The organism is Pseudomonas sp. NFX5 (assembly GCF_049132125.1).
Classification (GTDB): Bacteria; Pseudomonadota; Gammaproteobacteria; order Pseudomonadales; family Pseudomonadaceae; genus Aquipseudomonas; species Aquipseudomonas marginalis.
The window spans coordinates 60,443-79,428 of sequence record NZ_JAFMZG010000007.1 but is presented as its reverse complement, the minus strand read 5'-3'; the positions used below and the strand labels follow the sequence as shown (position 1 = coordinate 79,428).

The window sequence follows — 18,986 nt, the reverse complement described above, 5'->3', positions numbered from 1 at the left end:
GGCGTAATAATTGGCTTGGTGTTTTGCTTGCTTAGTGCAGCATTCGATGTGTATGTCGCTTATGTCACGCAATCGATCAATACGCTGATCGTTGTTTTTTATTGTTTTGCAACGTCGGCAGTGTTTTTTATCGTGTGCGCACTGTATCGCGATGCAGGTTCTTTGGTTTCAAAGTTTAGATCCTGTTGGCCATTTGTCTTTATCGTCAATATTGCAGTTCTACTCAACTGGGGAGGCCTGTTTTATGCGTTGCGTTATTTAGAGCCAGCAGTGGTCGGAGTCGCCTCAGTAGCATGCGGCCCAGCCTTCACTTTGATTATCTCGCTGCTGAATAAACGCGGTGCTAAGGTTGCCTTCGCAGATACGCTGGTTTCATGTCTGGTGCTCACGTCGGTAGGCATCATGTTGTTCAATTCATTTGCCGGTGACAGCGGTGTGGTCGCTACTACCGTGGAGGAGCGACTGTTGGGTATTGGCAGCGTCATGGTTTGCGCGTTGGGTACCGTCATTTACACGGTTTTCTCCAAGGAGATGTTCGCTCGCCATTGGTCTGTCCATGAAATACTGGCTGTCAGGAGCGTGGCGATGATTGGTGCCTCCGTCATCGCAATTCCTGCTTCCGAGGTGAGTTTTTCGCTTGACCGCGAATTGATTCTGCCGATGGTGGTCTTGGTTGTGATCGGGCATTTGTTGCCGATTTACCTGATTCAGAAAACCATCTACTACCTCACACCCATCCATGTCTCCCTGGTTTTGCTGACACTTCCTGTCTTTGTACTGTTACTCCAATACCTGGATACCAGAGTGGAGTTTTCCATGGCCAGTGTGGTGGCGGTCAGCGTCATTGTGTTGTTGCTTTCGGGTCGGGCGATGTATGCAATCAGGAAGGAGGCAACATGATTAGAGTGGTCGTGGTTGATGGTTTCTCTTCGGGAAAATTTGTGGCGAAGCGGTTGAGTGAAAAGGGTTGTGTGCTTATGCATGTTGCGTCAACGGGAGCCTTGGACAGTTACTACTACAAGGGCTTCGATCATTCGATTTATGAGCAGATGATTGTCAATGGCTCTATGACGACTACCTTGGCGGGCGTCGAATGCTTCAAGCCTGACTTCATCATCGCCGGTGCCGAAACCGGTGTGCTTCTGGCTGACCTGTTAAACGAACGACTGCAACTGCCCTATCGTAATGACTTCGACAAGACCAATGCCCGCCGAAACAAGTACGACATGATTCAATGTGTTGCCCAGGCTCAGTTGCCCGCACCCCGACAGTTCGTTGCAGGCAGTTGGGTGCTGGCCGACGGCTGGATCAAAGACCATGGGCACTTTCCTCTCGTGGTAAAACCCCTCGACAGCGCAGGCGCCGACGGTGTGTTTATCTGCGCGGACAGGCAGGCCTGCGAGACTGCGGTGGGCAAGCTGTTGGGAGCAACGAATAAGTTGAACCTGCCTAATACGCAGGTGCTGATTCAGGAGTACCTGGCGGGGACGGAATATGTGGTGAATATGGTTTCACTCAATGGTCAACAGCTCGTTACCGAGGTCGTGAGGTACCAAAAACAGCGCACAAAAGAGGGCGGCGTACTCTATGACATCGATGAGTTGATTGGACCTGACTCATCGGTTTACCCGCTGCTGGTGGATTACACTCGGGCAGTGGTGCGGTGTCTGGGTATTCGCAACGGCCCCAGTCATGCAGAAGTCATGTTCACCGCAGAGGGGCCGAAACTGGTAGAAGTTGCTGCGCGAACCGACGGTATTCTGCGTCCCGGTGTATCCAGGCAAACCACTGGTCTGGGGCAGATTGAAGCTGTGGCTTTATCCATCGCCGAGCCGGAGTTTTTTGCACAATTGCTGGCAAGGGAGGCCGACTCTCCACTGTTGCAACGTACCTATAATGTCTGCCTGATCAATCGTTCAAATGGCTGTTTCGATAAGGATCTATTTTTGAAAGAGCTGCTCAAACTTGAGTCTTTCTTCGATGCAGTTTTCTACGTCGAGAATGGACAACAAATTGGTGTGACGCAGGACGTGTTCAGTCAACCCGGGACTGTGTATCTGGTTCATGTCGATCCTAAGGTGATCGCCGCAGATTACCTTAGGATTCGTGCACTTGAGGTCGAGGGGGGGTATTTGACCGAAAGCGGGTAGGCCTTACTCCACATCCACCACGCCAAAATCCAACACCACCTTCATCGCCTGGGTCTTGTCCGCCGCCAGTTCAAACGCCTGCACCGCCTGCTCAAACGGCAGCGTGTGTGAGATCACCGGGCGTACGTCGACGACCTGGCGATTGAGCAGGTCCACCGCCTGGGCAAACTCGCTGTGGAAGCGGAAGGTGCCGCGCAGGTCGATCTCGCGGCTGACCAGCAGGTTCAGCGGCAGCGACACCTCACCGCCCAAGCCGACCGTGACCAGCACGCCGCGCGGGGCGATGCAGTCCAGGCCGTTACGCAGGGCCTGGGCGCTGCCGGAGACTTCGAACATCACCTCGAAGTAACCCTTCTCGGCGGTGTAGCGCTTGAGCGCGTCGATGCCGTCGGCAATGTTGTGGGTGCGCGTGGCGCCCATTTTTTCCGCGCAGGCCAGGGCGCTGGCGGACAGGTCCACCGCGACGATTTCAGCCGCACCGGCGGCGCGCAGGCCGGCGATCAGCAGGTTGCCGATGGGGCCGCAACCGGTCACCAGCACGCGCTTGCCGAATACCGCGCCGGCCCGTTGGATCGCATGCAACCCCACCGACAGCGGTTCGGCCAGTGCACCTTCGGCGAGGCTGACATGATCGGCCAAAAGATGTGCCTGATGCGTCTCGATCACCAGGCTCTGGCGGAACGCGCCCTGGACATGCGGGAAGGGCATCGCGCTGCCGTAGAAGCGCATGTCCAGGCAGTGGTTGGGCAGGCCTTGATGGCAATAACGGCAAGCACCGCACGGGCGCGAGGGCGATACGGCAATGCGTTGGCCGACCTTGAACCGGCCGGCGTCGGAGCCCACGGCGTCGATCACTGCCGAGACTTCGTGGCCGAGCACCATCGGCTCGCGCAGGCGCACAGTGCCGAAGCCGCCGTGCTGGTAATAGTGCAAGTCCGAGCCGCAGATGCCGCCGCGGGCGATGCGCACGCGCAGTTGCTCGGGGCCCAGGCTGTGAGGTTCGTCCTGGGGGCTGACCCGCAGGTCTTTTGAGGCGTGGCAGACAATGGCATGCATAAGGTTCTCCAGGGTTACAGCGACGCGGTGATGCCACCGTCGACATAGAGGATATGACCGTTGACGAAACTCGCGGCATCGCTGGCCAGGAACACTGCCGCACCGGCCAACTCAGCGACGTCGCCCCAGCGTCGGCTCGGCGTACGTTGCACCAGCCAGTCGCTGAATTCGGGGTTGGCCACCAGGTTGGCGTTCAACTCGGTCTTGAAGTAGCCGGGGCCGATACCGTTGACTGTCAGCCCGTGGGGGCCCCAGTCGATGGCCATGCCCTTGGTGAGCATCTTCAACGCACCTTTGCTCGCCGCATACGGCGCGATGCCCGGGCGGCCCAATTCACTTTGCACCGAACAGATATTGATGATGCGCCCACGCTTGCGCGGGATCATTGCCCGCGCCACGGCCTGGCCCACCAGGAAGGCGCTGTCGAGGTTGGTGCTGATCAGTTCGCGCCAGTGCTGCTCGCTGTAGTCTTCCAGCGGCCCACGGCGCTGCATGCCGGCGTTGTTGACCAGGATGTCCAAGGGCCCGAGGCGTTCCTCGATAGCGGCCACGCTGGCCTGGATCGCCGCGCTGTCAGTGACGTCGAAGGCCTCGGTGTGCACCTCCAGGCCCTCGAGGGTCAGCAGCGCGGCGGCGTCGCGCAGGGTGCTGCGGTTACGCCCGTTGAGCACCACTCGCGCACCGGCCTGGGCCAGGCCTCGGGCGATGGCCAGGCCGATACCGGCACTGGAACCGGTGACCAGCGCCAGCCGGCCATCGAGGCGAAAGGTGTCTAGAACGCTTTGCATGGGCATGTTTCTCCGGGCGCGCTTGTGATAATCAAAACAATGGCTGATGGGCTTAACTTCACTCCGGTATAGGGCGCAGGTCCAATGTTTATTTATGATCGGTTGATCAATATCGGTGATAACCGGGGAGGCTCGATGGAACTCAAGCACTTGCGCGCCTTTGTGGTACTGGCCCAGGAGCTGCATTTCGGCCGGGCGGCGGCGCAGTTGTCGATTGTGCAACCGGCCCTGAGCATGCAGATCAAGCTGCTCGAAACTGGCCTGGGCGTACGCCTGCTGGACCGCAATCGCCACTCGGTGACCTTGACCGATGCCGGTCGGGTGTTCCTGCCCGAAGCCCAGGCGACCCTGCACCAGGCCGCTCGGGCGGCGGAGGCGGCGCGGGCGTCCAACCGGGGGGAAATCGGCCGGGTGCGCCTGGGCTTTGTGTCGTCGGTATTGCCGCACCTGTTACCCGCGTTGATCCGCACGGTGCATCAGCGCTACCCGCGGATCGAGCTGGAACTCAAGGACATGCCCGGCCCCGATCAAGCCGCCGCGCTGAAGAATGATCGCCTGGATTTCGGCCTGATGCGCCTGCCCGCCGCCTACCCCGGGGTGCAAACCCGCGTGGTGCTGCGCGAGCCGTTCTGCGTGGCCCTGCCGATGGATCATCCGCTGGCCGCCCAGGCGTCGATCCAGCCCGGCGACCTGCTCGACGTGCCGGTGTACATCCTTGCGCGGCGCTATGCGCCCGGGTTCTACGACGAATTTATCCAGGCCGTGGGCATCCCTTTGCAGATCGCGTCCGAACTGGGCGAGTTCACCACCATGCTCGCGCTGGTCTGCGCCGGGTTGGGCGTCGGCGTACTGCCGCAGCAGGCCGCGCGGGCGTTGCCGGCCAATTGCGTGTCGCGGCCACTGGAGTTGGGGGCGTTCCAGGCGCGCACGGGGTTGGCCTGGACCACGTTGGACAGTGCGGTAAAGACCACGTTGTTTGCGTTGATCGTCGAACTGTTTGGCGAGTGATTGTTTCATCCGCTGAAATGCTGGATTGTAAAAGCTGGTGATTCCAGTGGTCGGCGCAGCGGTGGAACATGCCGGTGTCAAACCCCCACCCTTTGGAGCCTTACATGTCCCAGCCTGCGATCAAACTCTATGGTTTCCCCTTGTCCGGCCATTCCCATCGGGCCGAGCTGATGCTGTCCCTGCTGGGGTTGCCCAGCGAGTTCATCCTGGTGGACCTCAAGCAAGGCGCGCATAAAAGCGCTGACTTCACTGCGACCATCAACCGTTTCGGCCAGGTCCCGGCGATTGACGACAACGGCACCGTACTGGCGGATTCCAACGCGATCCTGGTCTACCTCGCCACGAAATACGGCAAGGGCCAATGGTTGCCAAGCGACCCGGTGGGGCAGGCGCGCGTACAGCGCTGGCTGTCGGCGGCCGCCGGCGAGCTGCACGCCGGGCCCGCCACCGCACGGCTGGCCGTGGTGTTCGGTGCCGACGTGGATGCGGCGGCGGCGATCAGCCGTGCCCATGGCTTGTTGGCACTGGTGGAGCAGCAACTGAGCGAAACCCGCTTCCTGGCGGGGGAGCAAGCGAGCATCGCCGATATTGCGTTCTACACCTACGTGGCCCATGCGCCGGAAGGCAATGTGTCGCTGGCCGACTACCCTAAGGTGCGCGCCTGGCTTGCCAGCATCGAGGCCTTGCCGGGATTTGTGGGCATGCCGCGTACGGCGGTAGGGTTGCAATCACATTAACGTTGCTGAGGCGCATCGATGGACCGATTTCACGAAATGCAGGTGTTCCTGGCGGTGGCCGAGGAGGAGGGCTTTGCCGCCGCGGCGCGCCGCCTGAACACCTCGCCACCCAGCGTGACCCGGGCCATCGCCGCCATGGAAGCGCGCATCGGCACCCAGCTGCTGGCGCGCACCACCCGCAGCCTGCACCTGACCGAGGCCGGCCAGCGTTACCTCGAAGATTGCCGGCGCATCCTCGCCGAGCTGGACGAAGCCGAAGAAGCGGCGGCGGGCAGTTATTCGATCCCCTGCGGCCACCTCACGGTGACCGCACCGGTACTGTTTGGCGAGTTGTATGTGGCGCCGGTGCTGGGCGAGTACCTCGACCGTTTTCCGCTGGTGAATATCAATGCCTTGCTGGTGGATCGGGTGGTCAACCTGACCGACGAGGGTATCGATGTGGCTGTGCGCATCGGCCATCTGCATGAGCCGGGGCAACAGGCGATCAAAGTGGGCGAGGTACGCCGGGTGGTCTGCGCCTCGCCCGGCTATCTCGACCAGCACGGCCGCCCCCGGCACCCCGGGCAATTGCCTGCGGCGCAGATCGTCGGCCTGTCCTCCAGCCGATTGGTGAGTGAGTGGGCGTTTGTCGACGCCGGCCAGCCGCTGACGGTGCCCATCGAACCGCGCCTGGTGGTCTCGGCGAACAACGCAGCGATCAACCTGGCGCGCCTGGGCTGGGGGGTGACGCGGGTGCTGTCCTATCAGGTCGCGGCGGCGGTGGCGGCCGGCGAGCTGGAAATTGTCCTCGAGGACTTCGAGCCGGCCCCGTTGCCGATCCAGGTGGTGTTCCAGAAAAGCGCGCGCGTGCCGGCCAAGATCCACACCTTTGTGGATTTCCTCAGCCATCGCCTGGGCCAGGACACGGCCTTGAATCCGGCGATGAAGCGGCGCGGTTGATGGAGCGTTATCGCGATATGCAGCTGTTTGCCGCGCTCGCCGAGCAACCGAGCCTGGCCTCGGCCGCACGTGCAGCCCAGGTCTCGGCGCCGACATTGATGCGTGCGATCGCCCGCTTGGAAGCACGCCTGCGCGTACCGTTGCTGCAACGCAGCACGCGGGGTGTCAGCCTTACCGACACGGGCACTGTCTACATGGCCGACTGCGTGCGGCTGCTGGCCGCCGTGGACGCCGCCGAAGCCTCGGCCAACGGCTTGCATGTACAGGTCCAGGGCAATCTGCGGGTGTTCATGCCGTTGCTGTTCAGCCGCTATGTGATGGCGCCGCTGTTGGCCAGCTACATGGATCGTTATCCGGCGGTGCAGCTTACCGCCCACTACCACGACTATTACCCCAACCTGCACGAAGAGGGGCTGGACGTGGCGATCCTGGTCGGCGAGTTGCCCAGCTCCTCACTGATCGCGCGGCCGGTCGGGCACGTGCGGCAGATCCTCTGCGCCAGTCCCGCTTACCTCGCGGCGCACGGCGAACCCCGACACCCGGACGACCTCAAGCGGCATCGCCTGATCGCCACTGCCGACCCGGTGCATTGGGCGTTCCAGGGGTGCCAGCTCAAGGCCCGCGCGCGGCTGAGTTGCGCCACGGTGCAAGGCACGATCAATGCGGCGGTGCAGGGCGCGGGGCTGGTGCGTTGCTTGAGCTATCCGCTGCATGAGCATCTGCTCAGCGGCCAGTTACGCCGCGTCCTGCGGGGCTATGAGCCAGCGCCCCTGCCGGTGCATGTGGTGTACGGCGAAGGGCGCCATGGGCCGATGCGTGTGCGCAGTTTTGTCGATCATTGCGTGGCGGCGCTGCGTGAGCATCCGGCATTTCAGTTGGCGTAACAGTGGATTGCCTGGGCTGGGTATTCTGCGTTTGGCTGGCGAGGCGCAGCATGGGGGCAACCCACTGGAGGTGATCACCATGAACCCTATTGAACAATCCCCCTGGCATGCCGGCGAACGGCAGTTACAAGCAGCGGTCGGCGTGGCCGAGCGCATGGCGGTGGTCGGGCCCAAGGTGATACGCGATCACCTGCCGGAGCAGCATCGGGATTTTTATCCGCTGTTGCCCTACCTGGTGCTTGGCGTGGTGGATGAACAGGGGATTCCCTGGGCGACCCTGATTGAAGGCGCGCCGGGGTTCGTCCACTCTCCCGACCCTTATACGTTGCAGATTGACAGCCTGCCCTCTGCCAGCGACCCGGCCCGCGCCGCCTTGCACAAGGGCGCTGCCGTGGGTCTGCTGGGTATCGACCTCAACACCCGGCGGCGCAACCGCATGAATGGGCGTATCGGCGCGCTCGATCACGAGGGCCTGTCGGTCGACGTGGTGCAGACCTACGGCAATTGCCCCAAATACATCCAGCTGCGGCCGGTCGATGGGATTGCGCGTAAACCCGGCACCCGGGTCGAGCGTCTTGACGGCCTGGACGCCGCTGCCGAAAGCATGATCCGCAACGCCGACACCTTCTTCGTCGCCAGCTACGTGGAGGTCGACGGCGAACGCTCGGTGGACGTCTCCCATCGCGGCGGTAATACCGGCTTCGTGCGCGTGGAGGGCGACGTGCTGACCATCCCGGACTTTGCCGGCAACCTGTTCTTCAACACCCTGGGCAACCTGGCGGCCAACCCGGTGGCGGGGCTGCTGTTTATCGACTTTGAAACGGGGGATGTGCTGCAGATCGCCGGGCATACCTCGCTGATCCTCGACGGCCCTGAAGTCGCCCGCTTCGAGGGCGCGCAGCGGCTCTGGACGGTGACCGTGGACCACGTGGTCCGCCGCCCGGCGGCGTTGGCCTTGCGCTGGCAGTTCGCGGAGTTTTCGCCGTTCAGCCTGGCGATGGGCGGTTGGTAGCGTCAGCGTATTTATCACGGCCTGTTGAAGAGCAAATGGGGGAACTCCCTCTGTGGTGAGGGGGCTTGTCCCGCGTGGGGCTGCGCAGCGGCCCCCAAACCAGGCGCAGAGGCATGCCTGATACACCTCATTCATCTTCATAGGGGCGCTTCGTACCCCAACGCGAGACAAGCCCGCTCGCCACAAGAATGCGGACGAATTGACCACCTGATCCGGCCCCATCGCAGCCTCGCTGAAGCTCGACAACTCCCACAGGGGGCTTTACTGCGCTGCTTGGATTTGCGCTGTGTGATCAGGGCACCGGCATTCCCGGTTAAGGGCTTCATCCACCAATAACTGCGCAATCTCGATCATCTGCACCAATGCCAGCACCTGCCTGCGGTGGTGACTGTCAAGGCGTTCGGCGCAGTCGTACGCGCAGACCGTAGCCGATTCAAGCATCTCGCTGGCGTTGTTCAAGGCGGCTTCCGTACTCAGGCCGGGACGGACGGTGAGATGACATCGGGGGGGATTTGCGGATCGTCATCCGAGGTGGAGGGTTAGGTGTGACTTTCTTCATGGCGAAGCTCCTACGAATGAGCACCTCCATTTTGCTACCACCTATCCGTTAGGCCAGCTATTTTCGATGAGATTTGCTTGGTAGCGTCAACTGCGAACGAACTGCTGTTGGGCTTACTTTCGAAAGACAAGAGGGGGGGGCGAATCAAGTGCAAGACCTCTGGAAATCAACGCTGTTTGCATTGGTGCTCTCCATCAGTTTCGGCCCTGTGGCCTTCATCATTTTCAGGCAGTCCTTCACCTTCGGCTTCCTTAGCGCTTTACCTGCGGTTTTCGGGGCGGCAGTTGCAGATGCAGTGTTTGCAGCTGTCGCCTTCGCGGGGTTGCGAGCCGTTGAAGCGTTTTGGGCCGCCAACAGCCAATTGCTAACGTGGGCGGCGATTGCCTACCTCTTTTATTTGGGCGTAATCACTTTCAAGAAATCCGCAGCCACCTCCCTGGCCAAACGAGCAACAGGGTTCATCCCGGTTTTCCTGCTGACGTTGACCAGCCCTTTAACTATCGCTGCGATTTCTTCCTATGTCATCGCCAGTGAGGCGCTGCTCTATAGGCATGGAATGTACTTGAATTTGCTGGGTTTTCTGCTGGGTTCATTGTCGGGGCAGATGTTGTACGCGCTCGTTGGTGCAATGATCAAGAGGGCGCTTGCTGACCCGCTCGATTTCGGCTTTTTGAACCGCGTCAGCGGAGGTTGTCTCATTGCTTTTGCTGCCTGGCAGTTGGCTCGCGTTCTGGAGACGTAAGACTTTTAACGTTAGCCTTGCACTTCTACCGACAACAAGGACTCGTCATGCAACCCAAGGTCATCAATCCCAAGAGCGTATTCAACTCCCTGCAATACGGCTTCAGCCAAGCCATCGAAGTGCCTGATGGCCGGCGTATTCTGCTTTCCGGCCAGGTAGGTGTGGATGCCCAGGAGCGTACGGTCGGTCCAGGCATTGCCGAGCAAACCGATACGGCGTTGGACAATATCGAAAAAATCCTGGCGGAGGTCGAGGGTGACTTGTCCCATGTGGTAATGCTGCGGCTGTATATCGTCGAGTCCGCACGTGATCGGCAGGAGCTTATCGCCCAGGCGCTGCGTGAGCGCTTCCCCCATAACCCGCCGCCGTCGTCCTGGATTATTGTCAGTGGGCTTTCGTTGCCGGAGTGGTTGATCGAAATCGAGGCGGAGGCGGTGATTTCACCGAAATAAGGCCACGACAAGCATGTTCACGCCAAAACCTGTTTGCCATGATCCAGCGGCTCACTGTCCTCCGCCCCGGCCGGTGCGGTACACGCGCAGCTGATACGCAGCCATCAGCGTGACGTGGGGATAAACGCCACACTGCCCTCGTCACGCTTCTGAAACAACCGCTCGCCATTGTCCGGCTGGGTCGTGATCACCTGATGATCCGCACCCAGATACGCCAGCGGCGTCGGATCATCCTTGGAAAACTGCGCGACGATGATCGTACGGTGCGGGTCGAAGGTCTGGCCGCTGGTTTTTTCCAGCCAGGCCATGAAGGCGGCGGTGTCACCCTGGCGGGGAAAGTCCTGGGTCTCGGCGATGTAGTAGAACGGCTTGCCGCCATTTTGCAGGTACATCGGGACCTTGTTGTCGACTTCCACCAGCACCATTTGCCATTGGTTCCAGGGTGCGCTTTTCACGGCCTCGGCTTGCACATCCTCGGCGAAGCGGGTCACGCCGCCGTTGCCGTTGGACCAGGGATAGGCCACGCCGAGGATCAACAGCATGAGTGCGGCAGCGATCCCCAGACCTTTCTGCCAGCGCGGCCAACTGGCGGGCTTTTTCAACACGCGTTCACTCAGCCACCACGCCGCCAGCAACTGGGCAAACGGCACCAGCGGCAGTACGTAGTAGCTGCGCCGGCTGCCGCTGGCGGTAAAGAACACAAACAGCAGGCCCAGGCCCCACACCAGCCAGCGCACGTTCGGCGGGGTGTGACGCCAGTGCCGCACGGCCAGCCACAGGCCCAGCAGCCAGCACGGCGTCCAGGGCAGGGTGTAGGCGGGCAGGTAGATCAGGTAGGTGTAGATCGGCCCCATATGGTCGAACGGGTCGAAGAAACGCACCACGTTTTCCCGGAATACCAAGGCCAGGCCGCTCGCGCCATAGGCCGGTGCGCCGTAGACGTGCGACAGCACGAACGGCACGGCGTACACCGCGGCGGCGATCAGTACGGCCAAAAGCAGGCGCAGGTTGAGGTGGCGCTTGTAGCGCTGTTCGCCGAGCAGGTGCGGCAACAGCACCAGACCGGGCAGCACGAAGCCGATCAGGCCCTTGAACAACGACGTCAGGGCCAGCAACAGGAAAAACACCGTGTAGCGCCACAGCCGTGTGTCGTCGGGGCCGCGCCAATACCAGGCGACGGCTGCCAGCACGCCGCACACGGTGAGCACATCCGCCGTGGCCACGCGGGCCCAGAACAGGAAGTAGAACGTGGTGGCGAGCATCCAGCCGGCGATCAGCCCCGTGCCCTTGCGGAACAAACGTTCGCCGATCAAGTACACCAGCCACACACTCAACCACGCGCCGATCACCGATGGCAGGCGCAACGACCAGGGCCCGAGGCCCCCCGCCAGGTGGGCCGCGCCAGTGATCAGCCAGTAGGAGGGCAGGGGTTTGTCGTAATAGGGCACGCCCTTGAGATAGGGATCGAAATAGTCACCGCTCTGCAGCATCTGCAAGGCGATATTCGCCCAGCGGGTTTCCGGGCCCCACAGGTCACGTGCGCCCAGGCCGGTGAGCAGCAGCAGGGCCGAGACGCCGAGCAACAGCAGCAGGGCGCCGCGTTCGGTCTTGAAATAACCCGGCATCATGGCGCCTGCGGGTAGAGGATAAGTTCCAGGTAGCCCTTGTAGTAGCGTTTGCCTCCGGGCGGCAATTGCCCGGCCTCGCGCATTTCACTGGTGCTGTTGACTCGCAGCAGCACGCCGACCGAGCCGTGCTGGCGCGCCTCTTTGAGCCAGCCCTGAACCTGTTCCAACTCCACTTTGCGTGTGACCGCACCGGCGTACTGCAAGCCGTAGCGCAACTCGCCTTCGGTGTCATACAGCGCCACGTCGGGTCGTTGCAGGCGCCAGGCCAAGGCGCTGGCGCTTTCCAGTTCATTGCTCAGCAGCGCGTGGGTGTGCTGCAACTCATCCAGATGCTCCAGCACAAATTGGTCGGGCATTTCGTTATCGGCGATGTAGGCCGGCATGCTTGACGGCAGCAGCACTACCAGCAGGCCGATGCCCAAGGCCGGCATCGCCCACAGCGTCAGCGGCCGCACGCTTTGCAGCAGGTTGGCAAGGATCCAGCCCAGCAGCACGATAAACGCCAGGGACAGGCTGAACATCTCCGCATGGCTGTTGCTGTACAGCGGCCTGGCGATTTGCAGGTAGATCAGCCCGACCATGGCGGCCATGCCGATCACGAAGTTGAGCAGGCCATTGAGGCGCAGGGTGCGGGTTTTGCCCTGGCTGACCAGCTCGCTCAGGGTATGCCCCATCAGCAATGCGAGGGGCAGCAGGCACGGCATGATGTAGGTCGGCAGCTTGCCGTTGCTCAGGCTGAACAAGCCCAGGGGCAGCAGCAACCACAGGGCCAGGAAGGCGATTGCCGGTTGGCGCTTTTCTTTCCAGGCCTGGTACAGGGTGTTGGGCAGCAGCCCGGCCCACGGCAGGCAAGCCACCGCCATGATCGGCAGGAAGAACCACCAGGGCCGCACGTGTTGCGCGTTATCGGCGCTGAAGCGGCGGATGTGTTCATTCCAGAAAAAGAAGCGCCAGAAATCCGGTTCCTGAGTGTGAATCGCCAGCACCCAGGGCAAACACACCAGCACAGCCACGCCGATGGCCAGCGGGCCATACCGCAGCAACTCGCCCAGGCGGCGCTGCCAGAGCATATAGGGCACGGCAATCAGCACCGGCAGCGCCCACGCCAGGAAACCCTTGGTCATGAACCCCATGGCACACGCAAATCCCAGCACGGCCCAGGCGCCCAGGCGGCTGCGCAGGGTGCTGCTGTCGAGGGCAAACCACAGCGCCACCAGGCTCAGGTTGACCCACAGGGTGAATTGCGGATCGAGGTTGGAATACCCCGCCTGCCCGGCCACCAGGCCAAAGCTCAGGTAGAGCAGGGCACAGGCGAAGCTTTTTCGCGGGTCGTTCCACAGGCGACGGGCGATCAGGTAAGCGAGCAGCACGCTCAAGCCGGTGGTCAGGGCCGAGGCGATGCGCACGCCGAACAGGTTCTGGCCAAACACGGACTGGCCCAGGGCGATCAGCCAGTAACCGGCGGCCGGTTTTTCGAAATAGCGGATGCCCATGAAGTGCGGCGCCACCCAGTTGCCGCTCAGGAGCATTTCCTGGCTGATCTGGGCGTAGCGGGTTTCATCCGGTATCCACAAACCGTGCAGGCCCAGTGGCAACAGATAAAACGCGACGAAGGCCAGCAAGAGTACCGGCAGGGGGTTCAGGCGAGTCATGAAAACGTCGCTCCTTGACGTCTGATGGTGTTTTTTTCAATTAATGAAGTAATGGTGAAAGTCGTCACGGCGTTCACTAAATAACAGGAAATAGTCATAACGACCTTAATTAAGGACGCAACTAAACATGCCAGAACAGGGCTGTCTTTTTGCTGAACATAAGCCGTAGTGGCGGGAAGGGAATGACGTGGATTTATTTAAGCGCGGCAGGCCAGTCCTGGTTTTTCATGATGCCCAGGGCCTTGAACTTGCCGTTGGCCAGCACCTGCACGAACAGCGCGCTGCCGTACTCGGAAAACTTGGCGTGGGGGAAGCCCAGGGCGGTTTCAAAGTCGGCGATGCAACCGCTGTGGGTGACGAATACGAGGTTGCGTCCAGCCTGTTTGTGGCCGAGCAGTTCTTCACCCATGGCGTTGCCGCAGACGGCTTGTTCGCTGGAGGTCATGTCGGTTTTGCCGAACATGAAACGCGAGGTCTGGGCCGTGCGAATGGCGGGGCTTGAGAGTACGTCGGTGCCGTCCATACCCAGGGATTTAAAGGCTTTCCCCAGGTTTTCGGCGTGTTGGCTGCCATTGATCGTCACGCCTTCCACCGGGCCCAGGCACGGGTTGCTCGAACGGTCGCAGCGCTCTTCATGACGCACCAGTACGATCAGGTCGCCGTCGCGCCACAGCGGCAGCACCTGGGACGTCAGCAGGCGGTTGCCCACGCCGAGGTCCCGTGGGGAGGTCGGCCAGAACAGCGCGCAAGTGAGCAGCACGGCGACCACCGTAAGCCCGAGCCAAAGCGGTTTGAGGCGCTTGAAAAAGGCTCGGCGCGAGCGTGGTTTAATCAGGGTAAGGTCAACCACTACATTCACCATGGTCACTATCGGCTGTGTTGTATTAATTAGGCGCAACTTGTCGGCAAGTGCCCGAAGTGAAGCGCGAGGCTGTCACAGGGTGGCTGTCTTTTCGCTGAACATGCTGCGGTTAAAAGTTGCCAGGCGTGGCAACTAATAAGTTGTCGACGAGTGACGCTTGGCCGGCAATTTAAAGTGCGGTGGGTGGGCGGCCGGTGAAAACCATGTGAAAAATTTGCGTGGCCTTGATCCTCAGCCGTTATTCTCGATTGCCAGCCATCCGATGAGTGTTCCCATGTTGCAGGTGCAAGGTGTCTTCAAAAGCTACGCCACCCCCCAGGGCCCGTTGGCGGTACTGGCGGGGGTCGACCTGCACCTGGGGGGGCGCAGCAGCCTGGCGTTGATGGGTGAGTCCGGCAGCGGCAAGAGCACCCTGCTGCACTTGGTTGCCGGGCTTGATCGGGTGGACGGCGGCAGCATCCAGGTGGGTGAGCAGCGCCTTGACCAGATGAGCGAGGCGCAACTGGCCCACTGGCGGCGCACTGAGATTGGCCTGGTGTTCCAGCAGTTCAACCTGATCGGCAGCTTGCGCGTCGACGACAACCTGGCGTTCCAGGCCCGCCTGGCGGGGCGTTTTGACCCGCAGTGGCAGGCGCAATTGGTCGAACGCCTGGGCCTGGGGGACTTGCTCAAGCGTTACCCGGAACAACTCTCGGGCGGCCAGCAGCAACGGGTGGCGGTCGGGCGGGCGTTGGCCTCGCGCCCGGGTTTGCTGTTGGCCGACGAGCCCACCGGCAACCTCGACGAAGCCACCAGCGACGAGGTCCTGCAACTGCTGCTGGACCTGCTGCGCGACAGTCCCACCAGCCTGTTGATGGTCACTCACAGCCCACGCATCGCCGCCCGACTGGACCGGCAAGTGGTGCTGCATCATGGACAGGTCATGCCGACGTGAGGGTGTTTTACTGGACCTTGCGTGCCTTGCTCAGCCATTGGCGACAGCATCCGGTGCAGTTCTTCAGCGTGCTCACCGGCCTGTGGCTGGCCACCGCGCTGCTGACCGGGGTGCAGGCCCTCAACAGCCAGGCCCGCGACAGTTACGCGCGCGCCAGCCAATTGATCGGCGGCGAACCCCAGGCCAGCCTCAGTGCGCCGGACGCCGCCAGTTTCCCGCAAACGCTGTTTGCCCAACTGCGTCGTGCCGGGTGGCCGGTGTCGCCGGTGGTGCAGGGGCGGCTGCAACTCAAGGGGCATGAGGACGTGCGCCTGCAGTTGATGGGCATCGAACCACTGTCGTTGCCCGGCAGCGGCGCGGTGGCGGGGCAGCGCCTGAGCCAGGCGCAGATGCTGGCTTTCTTTGAACCGCCGGGGCGTACCTGGATTGCGCCGCACACCTTGCAGGCCCTGGGGCTGCGCGAGGGCCAGCAACCGCTCACGCTGAATGGGCAGCGCCTGCCGCCATTGCAAGTCCAGGCGGATATGGCGCCCGGCCTGTTGCTCACCGATATCGGGTTTGCCCAGGTGCTGCTGGAGATGCCCGGCCAGCTCTCGCGCCTGCTGGTGGACAAGGCCTTTGCCGCTCGCCATCCCACACCGCCCGCCGGGCTGCAGCTCAAGCAGGGCGAGGAGAATAACCTCGCGCGGCTGACCGAGAGCTTTCACCTGAACCTTGATGCATTGGGTTTCCTGTCGTTTGTGGTGGGGCTGTTTATCGTGCATGCGGCCATCGGTCTGGCCCTGGAGCAACGGCGCGGGTTGTTGCGCACCTTGCGCGCCTGCGGGGTGAGTGCGCGGATGTTGATCCTCGGCCTGGGGGTGGAGCTGGGGGCGTTGTCGCTGTTGGGGGGCGTGCTCGGCGTCGCCAGTGGTTACCTGCTGGCCAGCCTGTTGCTGCCGGATGTGGCCGCCAGCCTGCGTGGCTTGTATGGCGCCGAGGTGCCGGGCCAATTGAGCTTGAGTCCCTGGTGGTGGGCGGCAGGGTTGGGCTTGAGCCTGCTCGGCGCCTTGCTTGCCGGCGCCAGCAGCCTATGGCGCGCGGCGCGTTTGCCGTTGCTGGCGCTGGCCAACGCCCAGGCCTGGCACGAGGCCCATGGGCGCTGGTTGCGGCGCCAGGGCTGGGTCGCGGCTACGGCCTTGCTGATCGCGTTGTTGGCGTTATGGCTGGGCGACAGCCTGGCCGCCGGTTTTGTGTTGATGGCGGCCTTGCTGCTCGGCGCCGCCCTGGGCCTGCCGGTGCTGCTCAATGGCCTGTTGGAGGCGCTGCTGGGGCGCAGCCGTTCGGTACTCGGCCAGTGGTTCCTGGCTGACTGCCGCCAACAATTGCCGGCCCTGAGCCTGGCATTGATGGCGCTGCTGTTGGCCCTGGCCGCGAATATCGGCGCGGGCTCCATGACCTCGGGCTTTCGTCACACGTTCAATAACTGGCTGGAGCAACGCCTCACCGCCGAGCTGTACCTCAACCCGCAAAACCCGGCCCAGGCAGAGCAACTCAGCACCTGGCTGGCGCAGCAACCGTTGGTGCAAACCGTGTTGCCCACCTGGCAGGTCGCGGTGCAATTGCAGGGTTGGCCAGCGGATCTGTTTGGCGTGGTCGACGACCCGACCTATCGCCAGCACTGGCCGTTGCTGGAAGCGGCGAGGGCGCCGTGGGACCAGTTGCAGCAAGGCGAGACCCTGATGCTCAGCGAGCAACTGGCGCGGCGGCTCGGGGTGACGCTGGGTGATACGGTGAGCATTCCCACGCCCCAGGGGGTGTGGTCGCCCACCGTAGTGGGGGTGTATGCCGATTACGGCAACCCCAAGGGCCACGTGCTGGTCAATTCCCGGCACCTGCTGGCCCACTGGCCGACACTGGCACCGGCGCGTTTCAACCTGCGGGTGTTGCCAGAAAACGTGGCGCCGCTGGTGGCTGAAGTGCAGCGCGCCTTTGCCCTGGAAGACAGCCGTATCGTCGATCAACAGCAACTCAAGGGCTGGTCGAGCCAGGTGTTCGAGCGCACCTTCGCCGCCACCGCCGCGCTCAACAGCCTGACCTTGGGCGTGGCCGGCGTAGCGCTGTTCATCAGCCTGCTGACCCAGAGCCAGAGCCGCCTCGGTCAACTCGCCCCGCTGTGGGCATTGGGGGTGACGCGCAGGCAATTGATGCTGCTGAACCTGGGGCAAACCTGGCTGCTGGCGGTGCTCACGCTGCTGCTGGCATTGCCCCTGGGGCTGTTGCTGGCGTGGTGCCTGGACGCGGTGATCAACGTGCAGGCCTTTGGTTGGCGGCTGCCGTTGCAAGTGTTCCCGTGGCAGCTCGCACAATTGCTGGGGCTGGCGATGTTGGCCACGTTGTTGGCGTCGGCCTGGCCCCTATGGCAGCTGTACCGCAGCCGTCCGGCGGATTTGTTGAGGACGTTTGCCCATGAAGATTAGGGCGTTGATGTGTGCGTTATTACTGCTGGCGGCCTGCGACAAAGTCCCCGCGCCCCAGGAAAGCTTCGCCGGCCTGGGCAGTGACGCCGCCGACTTTGCCCAGGTGCTGTCCGGCAAGGTCTTCAGCTTTCCCGAAGACCACGGCTCCCACGATGGCTTTCGGATCGAGTGGTGGTACGTCACCGCCAACCTCAAGGACGCCCAGGGCAATGTGTTCGGCGTGCAATGGACGTTGTTTCGCAACGCCCTCAAGGCTGGGCCGACGCAGGCGGGCTGGCACGACTCGACCGTATGGCTCGGCCACGCCGCCGTCACCTCCGCCACCCGCCACTACGCTGCCGAACGCTTCGCCCGCGGCGGCGTCGGCCAGGCCGGGGCGCAGGCAGTGCCGTTCAACGCCTGGATCGACGACTGGAATTTCGCCAGCCAGCCCGGTGCCGCGAGCGCCTTGGCGGACATGCAACTCAAGGCCAGCGGTGCGCAGTTTGCCTACGACCTGCGCCTCACCTCCAGCCGGCCATTGGTGTTGCAAGGCGACAACGGCTACAGCCGCAAATCCGATCAGGGCCAGGCGTCGTACTACTACAGCCAGCCGTTTTTTACCGCCGAGGGCAATGTCAGCATCGACGGTAAGACGTACCAGGTCAGCGGCCCCGCGTGGCTCGACCGCGAATGGAGCAGCCAACCGCTGACCGCCAGCCAGACCGGCTGGGACTGGTTCTCCCTGCACCTGGACCGTGGCGAGCAGTTGATGCTGTTTCGGGTGCGGCAAACCGACGGCGCGTCCTACCTGACCGGCACCTGGATCGACCGCGAAGGCCACACCCAGACCCTGCACAACGCCGATATCCAACTGGCACCGCTGGACACCACGGCGATCGACGGTCGCCAGATTCCCACACGCTGGTCGCTGAAAATTCCCGGCAAGCAGCTGGATATCACCACCCAGGCCGTCAACCCCAAGGCCTGGATGAACCTGAGTATTCCGTATTGGGAAGGGCCGGTGCGGTTTGAGGGTGGGGTGGGGTACCTGGAGATGACCGGGTATTAGATGAAGAAATTTCCTACAAAAATACTGGACATACATACAGCTGTTGGCTAGATTCCATCCCAGGTGACCGGAT

Annotated in this window: 18 protein-coding genes; 12 read left to right on the top strand and 6 right to left on the bottom strand. The window is 62.3% G+C overall.

The features are described from left to right. Positions 1–18 precede the first annotated feature (18 nt). Positions 19–900 (top strand): EamA family transporter, encoded by an 882-nt coding sequence (locus J1N02_RS02840; RefSeq protein ID WP_338137021.1) that lies wholly within the window; start codon positions 19–21, stop codon positions 898–900. Beyond that, positions 897–2,150, top strand: coding sequence for an ATP-grasp domain-containing protein (locus J1N02_RS02835; RefSeq protein ID WP_169899019.1), 1,254 nt, complete (start codon positions 897–899; stop codon positions 2,148–2,150). Before J1N02_RS02840 ends, J1N02_RS02835 begins: the two co-directional genes overlap by 4 nt. 3 nt (positions 2,151–2,153) lie before the next feature. On the opposite strand, the gene J1N02_RS02830 is transcribed toward J1N02_RS02835, so the two are convergent. Then, the gene (locus J1N02_RS02830; protein WP_169899018.1) at positions 2,154–3,206 is read right to left on the bottom strand and encodes an L-idonate 5-dehydrogenase; all 1,053 of its coding nucleotides are present in this window, start codon (positions 3,204–3,206) and stop codon (positions 2,154–2,156) included. Positions 3,207–3,220: 14 nt separating this feature from the next. Next, a complete protein-coding gene (locus J1N02_RS02825; RefSeq protein ID WP_092354689.1) occupies positions 3,221–3,994 on the bottom strand; it encodes a glucose 1-dehydrogenase in 774 nt (257 codons plus the stop codon). A gap of 135 nt (positions 3,995–4,129) precedes the next feature. Here J1N02_RS02825 and J1N02_RS02820 point away from each other — a divergent pair, with 135 nt between their 5' ends. The 5 genes from J1N02_RS02820 to J1N02_RS02800 all read left to right on the top strand — a co-directional run bounded on the left by J1N02_RS02820 (position 4,130) and on the right by J1N02_RS02800 (position 8,574). Next, a complete protein-coding gene (locus tag J1N02_RS02820) occupies positions 4,130–5,002 on the top strand; it encodes a LysR family transcriptional regulator (RefSeq protein ID WP_169899068.1) in 873 nt (290 codons plus the stop codon). Between the two features lie 104 nt (positions 5,003–5,106). Next, complete coding sequence (locus J1N02_RS02815; RefSeq protein ID WP_027606144.1) at positions 5,107–5,739, top strand: glutathione S-transferase family protein; 633 nt, start codon at positions 5,107–5,109, stop codon at positions 5,737–5,739. Positions 5,740–5,757: 18 nt separating this feature from the next. After that, a complete protein-coding gene (locus J1N02_RS02810; protein WP_098479089.1) occupies positions 5,758–6,678 on the top strand; it encodes a LysR family transcriptional regulator in 921 nt (306 codons plus the stop codon). Beyond that, positions 6,678–7,562 (top strand): LysR family transcriptional regulator, encoded by an 885-nt coding sequence (locus tag J1N02_RS02805; RefSeq protein WP_414887524.1) that lies wholly within the window; start codon positions 6,678–6,680, stop codon positions 7,560–7,562. The genes J1N02_RS02810 and J1N02_RS02805 overlap by 1 nt, the downstream gene beginning before the upstream one ends. A 79-nt stretch (positions 7,563–7,641) precedes the next feature. Continuing rightward, complete coding sequence (locus J1N02_RS02800; protein WP_098479981.1) at positions 7,642–8,574, top strand: pyridoxamine 5'-phosphate oxidase family protein; 933 nt, start codon at positions 7,642–7,644, stop codon at positions 8,572–8,574. 261 nt (positions 8,575–8,835) lie between these two features. Here J1N02_RS02800 and J1N02_RS02795 read toward each other — a convergent pair whose 3' ends face one another. Further along, the gene (locus J1N02_RS02795; RefSeq protein WP_262382148.1) at positions 8,836–9,033 is read right to left on the bottom strand and encodes a DUF6124 family protein; all 198 of its coding nucleotides are present in this window, start codon (positions 9,031–9,033) and stop codon (positions 8,836–8,838) included. Between the two features lie 248 nt (positions 9,034–9,281). Between J1N02_RS02795 and J1N02_RS02790 the strand changes: the two genes are divergently transcribed. Continuing rightward, complete coding sequence (locus J1N02_RS02790; protein ID WP_098479983.1) at positions 9,282–9,875, top strand: LysE family translocator; 594 nt, start codon at positions 9,282–9,284, stop codon at positions 9,873–9,875. A 47-nt stretch (positions 9,876–9,922) separates the two neighbouring features. Beyond that, a complete protein-coding gene (locus J1N02_RS02785) occupies positions 9,923–10,327 on the top strand; it encodes a RidA family protein (protein WP_027606149.1) in 405 nt (134 codons plus the stop codon). A gap of 104 nt (positions 10,328–10,431) precedes the next feature. Here the strand turns inward: J1N02_RS02785 and J1N02_RS02780 are convergent, their stop codons facing one another. The 3 genes from J1N02_RS02780 to J1N02_RS02770 form a co-directional block, all read right to left on the bottom strand. Continuing rightward, positions 10,432–11,952: an ArnT family glycosyltransferase gene (locus tag J1N02_RS02780; RefSeq protein ID WP_421147127.1), complete on the bottom strand. Its 1,521-nt coding sequence runs from the start codon at positions 11,950–11,952 to the stop codon at positions 10,432–10,434. After that, entirely contained in the window at positions 11,952–13,607 is a 1,656-nt protein-coding gene (gene arnT / locus J1N02_RS02775) for a lipid IV(A) 4-amino-4-deoxy-L-arabinosyltransferase (protein ID WP_027606151.1), read from the bottom strand. Before arnT ends, J1N02_RS02780 begins: the two co-directional genes overlap by 1 nt. A gap of 193 nt (positions 13,608–13,800) precedes the next feature. Continuing rightward, entirely contained in the window at positions 13,801–14,469 is a 669-nt protein-coding gene (locus J1N02_RS02770) for a histidine phosphatase family protein (protein ID WP_419480537.1), read from the bottom strand. 274 nt (positions 14,470–14,743) lie between these two features. On the opposite strand from J1N02_RS02770, the gene J1N02_RS02765 reads away from it, so the two are divergent. Genes J1N02_RS02765 through J1N02_RS02755 form a run of 3 tightly spaced genes read left to right on the top strand, consistent with a single transcriptional unit; the run spans position 14,744 to position 18,913 of the window. Then, on the top strand, positions 14,744–15,403 hold the full coding sequence (locus tag J1N02_RS02765; protein ID WP_419480538.1) for an ABC transporter ATP-binding protein: 660 nt from the start codon (positions 14,744–14,746) through the stop codon (positions 15,401–15,403). After that, positions 15,400–17,862 carry an FtsX-like permease family protein gene (locus J1N02_RS02760; protein WP_419480539.1) on the top strand — a complete coding sequence of 821 codons (2,463 nt, stop codon included), beginning with the start codon at positions 15,400–15,402 and terminating at the stop codon, positions 17,860–17,862. Before J1N02_RS02765 ends, J1N02_RS02760 begins: the two co-directional genes overlap by 4 nt. Further along, on the top strand, positions 17,852–18,913 hold the full coding sequence (locus J1N02_RS02755; protein ID WP_421147126.1) for a lipocalin-like domain-containing protein: 1,062 nt from the start codon (positions 17,852–17,854) through the stop codon (positions 18,911–18,913). The genes J1N02_RS02760 and J1N02_RS02755 overlap by 11 nt, the downstream gene beginning before the upstream one ends. Positions 18,914–18,986: the final 73 nt, after the last annotated feature.